The following is an 11,041-nucleotide window of genomic DNA, read 5'->3' as shown; positions in this document are numbered from 1 at the left end:
AAGACACGAGCCCACCACACATGGCTGGAGATTAAGGGCCGGGTGTAGCCTAGTTTTTCTTATCAAATAACCGATCTTTAAGAATAATGAAGAAAAGGATAAGCCCTATCGATAAAATAATATGTCCCATTCCTGCGAGTCCGGCGATTGCAGGTCCTGAGGCGATACCAAGCACGTCACATGTTCCATGAATCGCCATCAAAGTAATCGTCCAGACGACACCTATATTGTAGATCCAAAAAAAGAGTGAAAACCGTTTGTTCGTACTCAGATGAAACAGTTTTTCAAGGCTGATCAAAATAAGGAAAAAGAACATACCTAAAATCAGCAAATGTGTGTGCAAAACAGAGAGCATGGATTCGCCGCTAAAGTTCATCGCCTTCGTTAATTCCCGATAATAGATTCCGGAAAGAAGGCCGGCGATCATATACCCGAGTGCTGCCGCATACAATTTTTTCATCACTAATCCTCCAAATGATTCTAGTATTCCTGATTATTATAACGCGATCCGGTCATCCGGTTGCAAGAGAATAAGTGAAATTGGTAAACTATGAAAGAATATATAGCAACAGGAAAAATAAAAAGGTAAAAATATGGAGAAGCGAGGGAAAAAATGACACTGTCTGCAGAGCATTTAACAAAGCGCTTTCAAAACTTCTTAGCAGTTGATCATCTTAGTTTCAAGGTTGAAGAAGGAGAAATTTTCGGATTGATTGGTCAGAATGGTGCAGGCAAGACGACTACCTTTCGAATGATCTTAAGCTTGCTCGCACCAACCTCCGGAAAGATTAACTGGCGAGATCATTCGATTCGCGGATTGGAACGCGATCAAATTGGTTATTTGCCTGAGGAACGCGGGCTCTATCCGAAAATGCCTGTCGAGGATCAATTAATGTTCTTCGGTCAATTACGCAGCTGGCCTAAAAAAGTACTCAAAAAAGAGATTAGTGAATGGCTTGAACGATTTGATTTAATTGAGAAACGAAAAGTGCTTACGGAGACTCTCTCAAAAGGGAATCAGCAGAAAGTACAATTGATTGCCAGTCTGATTCATAAACCGAGATTACTGATCCTCGATGAACCGTTTAGCGGGCTTGATCCTGTAAATGCCGGATTACTGAAGGATGCGGTCGTTTCTCTGAAAAAAGAGGGGACCGTGATTATTTTTTCCAGTCATCGCATGGATCATGTCGAAGAGCTGTGCGATCATATTTGTCTGCTCAAAAAGGGGAAGTCACTATTCTCAGGAGCAATTCTCGATCTGAAAAAACAATACGGGAAAATAAACTTGACCATTCGCGGGCCATATGACAAGACTGAACTCGCAGCGCTTCCAGGGGTCCAGTCGGTTACGAAAGAAAAAGAAATGTATCGTTTGCGCTTGCACCATGAACATGATGCACGGCCGATCTTTCAAACACTTGCAAAGAACGGCTTTATCGAACGATTCAGCTTAGACTATCTGTCGCTTGAGGAACTCTTTACACGAAAGGTGGCAGGTAAAGGTGAATAAATTCATTCTGCTCTTCTCTCAATCCTACACGAATAAGCTAAAGGCCAAATCTTTTCTAATTACTACGTTGATTATGCTTGCCGGAATTGCCTGTTTTTTTATGTGGCCAACGATCAGCAGCTGGTTTTCTTCTGATGATAAGCCGATGACCGTTGCAGTCTCTGATCAGACGAATGCGCAGGCAGCAACCTATTTTCACAGCAGCAAACAGATAAAATTTACACCGACAACACGTTCTGTACATCAGGAAGAACAGCGCATCGTTAAGGGAAAAACGGATGCGCTGCTTGTGCTCTCACTGGATCAGAAAGGTGCCTTACAGGCAGAACTTAAGACGAAAAATCCGCTTCAATTAACAGATCAGCAAATGCTGGAAGAACAGACCCGTGCAGCAAACCAACTGTTTACGATCCAGCAGTTAAATTTAAGCGCCGAACAGGCACAGAAAATTATGAATCAAAAGATTGAACTCCATCAAAAAGTGCTGACCAAGAATGCTGAAAATGGAAAAACAAGCGGACAAAAGTCAACGGCAACTCTTGTTTCCTATGCGGTTGCGTTTATCATCTATCTGTTTGTATTATCCTACCTGTCGATTATTTCCTCTGAGATTGCGGCAGAGAAGGACTCGCGAATTATGGAGATTATCATCTCAAGCACGTCGCCGGTTACCCATTTATTGTCCCGCGTTTTTGGTACCTTGGCTTTGGCGATGACTCAGTTTATTGTATTGATCGGTGGTGCATTACTTATGGCACGCGCGTTCCAGGACGGTAAGTACTGGGACATGGTCAGTACTCTATTGAGCGAACTGACGCTGGGCTATACAGTTTTTGCGATTCTGTTTTTCTTTCTTGCCTGTCTGCTCTATACACTTGTTGGAGCAGTGCTGGGATCGCTCGTCAATAAAGTTCAGGATGTTGGTCAAGCGGTGATGCCGGTGACGATGCTGCTTATGGTTGGCTTTTTTATCGCAATCAGCGGAATGAGTAATCCGGATACGATGCTCATCAAAATCTTCTCGTACGTCCCATTTACAGCATCGATGATCATGCCGATGCGAATTGGGGCAACCGATATGGCGCTTTGGCAGGCCTTTGTCTCGCTTGTATTCCTCGTGCTTACGATCATTGGCTTGTTCCTGTTCAGTTTGCGTTTCTATCGTGGCTCAGTGCTCACCTATAGTAACGGCTCCATTATTAAGAAAATAAAACAAGCGATACTGCTTTCAAAATAAGGATACATTCATGGATCGGGAATTAGCCCGGTCCTTTTTAATAGGTAAAAGAAGCAAAAGATTGCGAGACCAACGCGTGGGTGCTCAAGTTCCTGTACAATCGCGCTTTGTTGACGAGACATGCTGGAGTAAGCCGAGGAAACGCTCTCGGTAGCCGGAGCATATTCATTACTTGTAAATGAGATCTGCATTCGATTATTTATCTATTACTTTGACTGACAGAGTAATTCATGCTATTATTGCTACATCAGATAGAGTAATTACCGATTAAGCGGGAGGCGGTATTATTCGCAGCGATATATTACGAGGGCATCTTGACTCAATCATTCTGCGACTACTTAAAGATGGCGATTCGTACGGCTACGAGCTTTCAAAAAAAGTAAGCCGTAAAACGGAAGGGCGCTTTGAAATTAAAGAAGCGACACTTTATGCCGTGTTTCAAAGACTTGAAAAGAAGCATTTGATTGACTCTTATTATGGCGAGCATTCCCATGGTGGAAAGCGAAAATATTACCAAATTACCACACTCGGAAAAGCCTATTTTCGAGAAATGATCGATGAGTGGCGCGAAGTAAAGGAAATTGTGGACTTATTCATGGAGGAGACTGATTGATGAAACGGCTGAACATGTATCTTGACAGATTATTTGAAGATCTGCCGAACAGTGAACAAACGGTAAAAGTTAAGGAAGAAATTACGCGTGATTTAGAAGAAAAAGTAGCAGACTTAATTGAGGAAGGAAAAACAGAAGAAGACGCAGTCAATAAAGTGATTGTTGAATTTGGAGATATTGAGGAAATTAAACGCGAGATGGATCTTCCGCAGAACACATTTAATCGAAAACGTGAATTAGCGCGCATCAATCTCAATTTCTCTATATGGGGTAGTGCATTGATTATCGCATTGGCTGTGTTTATTAATTTTTACTGACCTTCATTACTGTTCCAAAAAAACTGAATCATTTTCGAACATAAAAACTTTTTTGAAACATAGTTTGGACAGATCACGTATTTAATGTTAGAGTGAGTCGAGAATCAATTTATGAACATAGGTTTTATGAACTTAAGCAATTCGGCGTGAAAAGCTGTTCTTATAAAGGAGCGAATGTAATGAGGTTAGCAATTGATGCGATGGGCGGCGACCATGCACCTGATGCGATGGTTGAAGGAGCAATCAAAGCCCTGAAGGAATTTCCTGAGCTTGAGATTACGCTCGTTGGCGACAAGGAAAAGCTGAAGGATTTGGTAGGCGAACAGGATCGCATTGACATTCTCCATACCACTGAAAAGATAGAAGGAACCGATGCACCAGTAAAAGCGGTTCGCCAAAAAAAACAGGCTTCAATGGTTCTAGCAGTAAAAGAGGTTCGCGAAAAACGTTGTGCAGCAGCCATTTCTGCGGGTAATACCGGAGCGCTGATGGCATCAGGACTTTTTGGTGTTGGACGTATTAAAGGCATTGACCGTCCCGCTCTCGCACCAACCTTACCAACCATTCATCAAAACAAGGGATTCCTGTTCCTTGATGTTGGGGCAAATGCAGAGACAAAGCCGGAAAATATGTTGCAATACGCAATCATGGGCAATATCTATGCGGAAAAAGTCATGCATCGCCCAAATCCTCGCATTGGACTTTTGAACATTGGTGAAGAAGCGGGTAAAGGCAACGATCTCGTTAAAGATGCCTATAAGCTTTTGAGCAATGCACCGATTAATTTTGTCGGAAATATTGAATCACGCGAGTTGCTTGAAGGACCAGCAGATGTTATTGTTGCAGATGGTTTTTCAGGCAATATGGTCTTGAAAAGTATTGAGGGAACGGCGATTTCACTGATGAAGCTGCTGAAGGAAACCCTTGGCGGCTCGTTGTATACAAAAGTATTGACCGGTCTGATGTATGGCAAGTTAAAAGCAGTGAAACAACACATGGACACTTCTGCATACGGCGGTGCACTTCTTTTTGGCCTTGCCGCACCAATCATTAAGGTTCACGGCTCAGCAAAAAGTGAAGCCGTCTATACAGCAATTAAGCAGGCGCAGATCCTGATTGACGAAGATGTGGTCGGAATAATCGAACATACATTCCATGAGAAGCATTACGATTGGCTGAACAGCAAAGCATAAACTGACTTAAAAAAAGGCTCGGGCATCTGCCCGAGTCTTTTTTTAAGTCAGTTGGTTAATCCCATTGGTAAGGGGTTTCTTGGTAAACATAATAATTGAGCCAATTGGAAAACAAGAGATGCGCGTGCGAGCGCCAAGTGTTTAACGGTGTCCTTTTCAGGTCGTCATCCGGGAAATAGTGTGTAGGAAGATGCGGATGCAGCCCTTTCTTTAAGTCGCGTTCGTATTCCGTCGCAAGCGTTCCTGTATCATATTCCAAATGACCGGTAATCATGATTTGTTTCCCTTGGTTTGCCATTAAAATAAAAGGTCCGGCTTCCTCGGAACCTGAAAGAATACGGAGTTCAGGATGAGCTTGAAGCGCCTTTACGTCGCTATTCGTATAACGAGAATGCGGGGCAAAGAAAACATCATCGAAACCACGTAGCAGTTTTTCCTTTGGCTCATATAAAGTGTGGCTGAATACTCCGGATAATTTTTCCGGATAGGGAATTTTATCGACACCAAAATGATAGTACAGCGCAGCTTGAGCACCCCAGCAAATATGCAGGGTTGAGGTGACATGATCTCGGGACCAGTGCATCATTTCTTTTAATTCATTCCAATAATCCACACTGGAAAATGGGAGTTGCTCGACGGGTGCTCCGGTGATAATCATGCCGTCAAACTTTTTCTGCTGCACCTCATCAAAAATTGAATAGAATTGATCAAGATGAAGGTGGCTCGTGTTCTTTGACTCATGGGTTGCCATTTTCAGAAAGGTTACATTAACCTGCAAAGGCGTGTTTCCTAAATGACGAAGTAATTGCGTTTCTTCCATTTCCTTTTCAGGCATTAAATTTAGAATCAATATGTTTAATGGACGGATGTCCTGGGTCATTGCGCGATCTTCATCCATCACAAAGATGTTTTCGTTCTCGAGAATTTCTCTTGCCGGGAGCAGTTTTGGTAATTTTATAGGCATAACATCAGTTCCCCTCATGGTAAACTTTGTATTAATAATAGCATAAGTTTGATCAGTCGCGTGTATTTTCATAAAACCTAAAGATTTAGAAAAAAATGTCGAAACTATTAGTATAGAAATAAAGTAAATATTTTCGTCTATAGAAAACTTGGCTTTGCCAAGCCTCTGGCGAAGGCAAAGTCGCCGCCCGCGACGGCCATGGACGGCCTAGTGTTCGGTGAGCCGCAGGACGCGGCGTTCTACCGAATCACGTACACTCATTTCCTTAAATCGTTTCTTACCAGTGTAAAAAAGCCGCGAAGCGCAGAATGTTTTTAATTCCTTAAAAGGGGGACGTGTCCATGCTTGGCTCAAGGATGATGCATTTATTAAATCGTTCGATCGAGAAACAATCGGAACGTATTTTTGATGGGATATCAAGAGGACGTAAAAAAGCACTTGACAATTGGTTCCATGATCGATGGAATGAACTGGAAAATGTGAATCAGATTGCCTACAGCTATGATGAACGCGGTACAGAAATTAGTGAAGTGCTTAAACAACAATTGAAGAATAGTGATGCATTTATTGAATTTATGTTGCTGGACGAAACGGGTAAAGTCATGGTGTCCACGTGTACCAAGCATCTAGGTTTACAAATGACTGATTTGCCAAATTATACGCGCGGTCTTAATAAAGAGAAATTGATGTACGGCCCTTATATTGATCATCAAACGCTTGATCTTGATCTAAGCAGCGCACATTTTGCCGATGAGATCACGTTGATGTTTTCGACACCAGCGGTAAATGGTAAAGGCGTCCCGCGCGTATTCATGGGCCGTGTGCTCAATGACACAATGAGCAATGTCATTCAGAATGAGGATGCCCATGTCTATAAAGACTCTGGTGACAACTATCTATTTATGGTTAAAACGAAGCGCGATATACTGCCGGGAACAGCGATCTCGCGTAGCCGATTCGAAGATAATACCTATACGCTCGGGGACAACCTAAAAGCAGGGGTACAGACTGCAAAATGGGGCATCGTACAAATAAAAAAACATACTGAATTTGAAATTCGTTTTACAGATCCCGAAACAGGGGAGCTGCATCCTGGTATTCAAAAGACGATCGAACATGGGCACAATCTCGATACGTGGCCGGGTTACCCCGATTATCGGCATGTCATGGTTGGGGGGAAAGGTACGTTGATTCATCCCCCGTATTGTGATGAAGTCTGGGGAATGATGTGTGAAGGCGATATTCAAGAAATTTATCAGTTCAAAAGCTTAAGATTGCGGCTTCCCATTTACTTTTCATTTGGAACATTGATTGCAGCAGGGCTAAATGGGATCGGTTATTCCGTGTCCCTTTCGGCAGGAATCTGGTGCACAGCGGCAACATGGGTGCTCTTATCGCTAACCTTTCTGTTTGCTGCCAATCACATCGTTATTTCACCAATTCGAAAAACCGTCGCGATACTCCATGAAATTGCAGAAGGCGACGGTGATCTCACAAAGCGGCTCAATAAAAACACTCAAGACGAAATAGGCGAACTTTCCCGTTGGTTCAATAAATTTATTAACAGTCAAATGGAGATGATCCAACGCGTTGGTGCATCTGCTAAAGCATCACAAAGTGTTTCGTTTACAGCATCAAAGATGGCCAGCCGAATGGCAAGCGGCATGGATCTTGTCGGAGATACGGTTGATGAGCTGGTCGCTACCGCCGGCGAACAAAACATGGTTTTTCAAAATGCGCGCAATCATTTTAATGGACTTTTTGCTTCGATTCAGGAAATGAGTGCGCTCATAAACGAGGTAAGTATACATACTGATGATACGAAGAATCGAACGATTCAGGCGAATAAGGCATCTTCAGTAGCACTTAACATGGTACGCGAGCTTGAACAGGAAATGGATGCAACTATGAACCGCATCGACCAATTACATACACAATCTGAGACGATCACCAAAGCGGTTACGGTAATTAAGAACATTAACGAGCAGACGCAGCTTCTCGCACTTAATGCTGCAATTGAAGCGGCAAGAGCGGGTGAGGCAGGAAAAGGTTTTGCGGTCGTTGCTAAAGAAGTATCAAAACTTGCCGAACAAACAGAAATGGCGACAAAATCAGTGGCAGCCCTTGTACAGAGTATTCAAGATGAGACGAACCAAACCTTGAACGAAATAAAACAAACAAATGATAAAGTCAATCAATCCTCTACTCAAATCAAAGCGACAATCGGTTCGTTTAATCATATATCCAGCAATGTTAGCGAGATTTCTGAGAAAACCGATCAATTACTGGATATAACAACGAAAGAGAGCAGCGATTTGAATGATATTGTACAGTCGATTAATCGATCAGCTGATGAAATTAAGCGGAGAACGGCCGAAGACGCATCAAGCAGTGAAGCATCAATTAAAACACTGCATGAAGTCTCCTCGGAAATGGAACGCTTAAATCAAATAACCAATAGTTTGGACTATGTATCCAATCAATTGCAAAAAATGGTTGCATCATTCAAAACGGTTTGATGCATGAGGACCCCGCTTCTTATGGAGCGGGGTCTTCTATTTTTTTACTTAACGATCCGTAAATATAAGGATTATACAGGGTATAATTGTAATTTGAACTATTCGAAAATTAACAGGATTCAAAAAACCTCGTCGGAATATCTGACATAGATAGTGATTGTGGAAGAAGATTAAATTATTATAACATTATAGAGCCGCATTAATAGAGATAGCTTAGAAAGAGATAGCGGGGGGTGGACACTACATAAAAGACAGAGAATTGGGATTTATTCAAGTGTTTTGCTTTTATAAAAAGGAGGATGACAATGAAATTAAAGAGAGTCGTACCATTACTAGCAATTATTGCACTATTAATCGGTGCCCTTGCGGCCTGCTCGCCAAAATCAGGCGGATCAAATGGAAAAACAGTGATTGAGATTGGTAGTCAATCGCCTCTCTCAGGCGGCAGTGCAACCCTTGGAGATGCAATCCGGCTCGGTGCAAAATTAGCAATTGAAGATCGCCAAAAAGAGTTTGAGAAAAAAGGATTTCAAATTAAATTAAAAGATCTTGATGATCAAGGTGATCCGAAAAAAGGTGTGGCAAACGCTCAGATTCTTGCCTCTGATAAAGATGTACTTGCTGTTGTCGGCCACTTGAACTCGGGCGTTGCAATTCCGTCTTCTGAAGTTTATAACAAAAACAATTTAGCAATGGTATCGCCAGCTACTACAGCAACGGTTGTTACTGATCGTAAACTTCCTACGGTTAATCGTATCTGTGCTCGTGATGATTTCCAAGGTCCAGCAGGCGCAAACTTTGCAGTAAAAACACTCAAAGCGAAAAAGATATTTGTTATTCAAGATAAAACAGCATACGGTTCAGGTCTTGCTGAACAGTTTAGAGATCAAGCCAAGAAGCTGGGTGCTGAGATTGTCGGCTATGAAGGAATCACAGTTGGTGAGAAGGACTTTAACGGTGTTCTTAGTCAAGCTGTAGCGAAGAAACCTGATCTGATCTATTTCGGTGGTGTCTATGCTGAAGGCGGCCTGATCATTAAACAAGCGCGTCAGAAAGGCTTCGATGGCCCGATCATGGGCGGCGATGGTCTTGATTCATCATCGACAGTTCAGATTGCTGGGGACTCGGTTAAAGGAGTATACCTAACATCGGTTGCCGGAGATGTATCAAAAACAGAAAAAGGACAAGCTTTTGCCAAAAAATACAAGAAGGAATTTGGTAAGAACGTTGAATCTTATTCCGCTTATGGTTATGACGCAGCCGGCGTTATTCTGGATGGGCTAATGAAAGCGATCGATGGTAATGACGGTAAAAAACCAACCCGTGAACAAGTAACAAAAGCCATTCGTTCGGTTCAAAATTATGATGGTGTAACAACTAAAGTAAGTTTGGATGACAAAGGCGATAACAAATTCGCCAAAGTTTACATCTATAACTTCACTGAAGCTAAGTATCCGCCGGTTCAGAAAGCGGAAATCAGCCAATAATTGAACCCATGTATCAGTAAATGAAATCCAAGGACATTGATGAATAATTAATTGTGGACTAAAAGGGTATTGAGCAGCACGCTTATGCCCTTTTAGGATTTTATAAGCAGTCTTCACATAACATTGGACAGAAATTAGCTGTTCCAAAAAATAAAATACATCCAAACAAACAACTCGTGAGGAAAGTGGTGAGAGCATGCTTGCACATATCATTCAGAATTTGCCCCAAGTACTCATTGATGGCCTGACACTTGGCGTTGTCTATGCAGTCGTAGCAATCGGCTATACGATGGTTTATGGCATTCTTGAGTTGATTAACTTCGCACATGGCGACGTATTCATGACGGGAGCTTTTATTGGAGCAATTGTTCTTTTCTTATTAATGGGAATGGGATTTCTTGCAGCGTTACCGGCTATACTCGTATTTATCATCGTCATCGTAATTGCCGCCATCGCTACCGGACTTTTGGGGGTCGGCATTGAGCGGGTAGCCTATCGGCCGCTGCGAAAGAAAAATGCTCCGAAACTGATTGCACTGATCACTTCTATCGGTATCTCTTTTGTGCTTGAAGATTTGGTTCGTTTTATTGCGGAATTAAAAACAGGGAACTATATTGTGACAGCGCCGCCGATGTTTAATCACAAGTTTACGCTGAATCTCCATAGCGCCTTACCCTTTTTTAACAATGCAACATTCCAGTCATCGTTTTTACTCGTGCTTATTGTGACAATCATTATGCTTATTGCACTTGATCTTTTCGTGAACAAGACAAAATGGGGCATGGCGATGCGGGCGGTTGCACAGGATCGTGATACAGCGTCGCTGATGACAATTAATGTTAATCGAGTCATCTCAGTGACTTTCTTTATCGGGTCTGCTCTAGGCGGAGCAACCGGTGTGCTTTTCATGATCCAATACGGCACGATTGATCCCTATATTGGGTTTATACTCGGCATCAAAGCGTTCACAGCTGCTGTTCTAGGGGGCATTGGAAACATTCGAGGAGCTATGTTCGGAGGCGTCATGCTTGGACTGCTTGAGATGTTCGCAGCTTCAAACCTGTCCATTATTACCCATGGGGCAATGGGAGCCGAATATAAAGATGTGTTTGCCTTTATCATTTTGATTCTTGTCTTAATTTTCAAACCAGAAGGCTTATTTGGTAAAGCCGTCGTAGAGAAAGTGTAGGTGACAAGT

The 11,041-nt window shown here is 42.5% G+C and carries 10 protein-coding genes; 8 read left to right on the top strand and 2 right to left on the bottom strand.

What is annotated here, in order from left to right:
* Positions 1–49: 49 nt before the first annotated feature.
* The gene (locus SIN01_RS02340; protein ID WP_010027677.1) at positions 50–460 is read right to left on the bottom strand and encodes a DUF2871 domain-containing protein; all 411 of its coding nucleotides are present in this window, start codon (positions 458–460) and stop codon (positions 50–52) included.
* Between the two features lie 153 nt (positions 461–613).
* Here SIN01_RS02340 and SIN01_RS02335 point away from each other — a divergent pair, with 153 nt between their 5' ends.
* The 5 genes from SIN01_RS02335 (at position 614) to plsX (ending at position 4,873) form a co-directional block, all read left to right on the top strand.
* A complete protein-coding gene (locus SIN01_RS02335; RefSeq protein WP_010027675.1) occupies positions 614–1,513 on the top strand; it encodes an ABC transporter ATP-binding protein in 900 nt (299 codons plus the stop codon).
* On the top strand, positions 1,506–2,750 hold the full coding sequence (locus SIN01_RS02330) for an ABC transporter permease (protein ID WP_047035612.1): 1,245 nt from the start codon (positions 1,506–1,508) through the stop codon (positions 2,748–2,750). Before SIN01_RS02335 ends, SIN01_RS02330 begins: the two co-directional genes overlap by 8 nt.
* A 283-nt stretch (positions 2,751–3,033) precedes the next feature.
* The gene (locus tag SIN01_RS02325) at positions 3,034–3,363 is read left to right on the top strand and encodes a PadR family transcriptional regulator (protein WP_029548310.1); all 330 of its coding nucleotides are present in this window, start codon (positions 3,034–3,036) and stop codon (positions 3,361–3,363) included.
* Positions 3,363–3,680: a permease prefix domain 1-containing protein gene (locus SIN01_RS02320; RefSeq protein ID WP_010026941.1), complete on the top strand. Its 318-nt coding sequence runs from the start codon at positions 3,363–3,365 to the stop codon at positions 3,678–3,680. Before SIN01_RS02325 ends, SIN01_RS02320 begins: the two co-directional genes overlap by 1 nt.
* A 179-nt stretch (positions 3,681–3,859) precedes the next feature.
* On the top strand, positions 3,860–4,873 hold the full coding sequence (gene plsX / locus SIN01_RS02315) for a phosphate acyltransferase PlsX (protein WP_047035614.1): 1,014 nt from the start codon (positions 3,860–3,862) through the stop codon (positions 4,871–4,873).
* Positions 4,874–4,928: 55 nt separating this feature from the next.
* Here plsX and metA read toward each other — a convergent pair whose 3' ends face one another.
* On the bottom strand, positions 4,929–5,837 hold the full coding sequence (gene metA, locus SIN01_RS02310) for a homoserine O-acetyltransferase MetA (RefSeq protein ID WP_010026448.1): 909 nt from the start codon (positions 5,835–5,837) through the stop codon (positions 4,929–4,931).
* 341 nt (positions 5,838–6,178) lie between these two features.
* Between metA and SIN01_RS02305 the strand changes: the two genes are divergently transcribed.
* The 3 genes from SIN01_RS02305 (at position 6,179) to SIN01_RS02295 (ending at position 11,032) form a co-directional block, all read left to right on the top strand.
* Entirely contained in the window at positions 6,179–8,356 is a 2,178-nt protein-coding gene (locus tag SIN01_RS02305; protein WP_010023180.1) for a methyl-accepting chemotaxis protein, read from the top strand.
* Positions 8,357–8,661: 305 nt separating this feature from the next.
* A complete protein-coding gene (locus SIN01_RS02300) occupies positions 8,662–9,843 on the top strand; it encodes a branched-chain amino acid ABC transporter substrate-binding protein (protein ID WP_010023179.1) in 1,182 nt (393 codons plus the stop codon).
* A gap of 196 nt (positions 9,844–10,039) precedes the next feature.
* Positions 10,040–11,032 carry a branched-chain amino acid ABC transporter permease gene (locus tag SIN01_RS02295; RefSeq protein ID WP_010023177.1) on the top strand — a complete coding sequence of 331 codons (993 nt, stop codon included), beginning with the start codon at positions 10,040–10,042 and terminating at the stop codon, positions 11,030–11,032.
* Positions 11,033–11,041 lie beyond the last annotated feature (9 nt).

It is taken from the genome of Sporolactobacillus inulinus, from assembly GCF_006539285.1.
Lineage (GTDB): Bacteria > Bacillota > Bacilli > Bacillales > Sporolactobacillaceae > Sporolactobacillus > Sporolactobacillus inulinus.
Note: the sequence above shows the minus strand (reverse complement) of the source record. Positions and strands in the feature narration are given on the sequence as shown.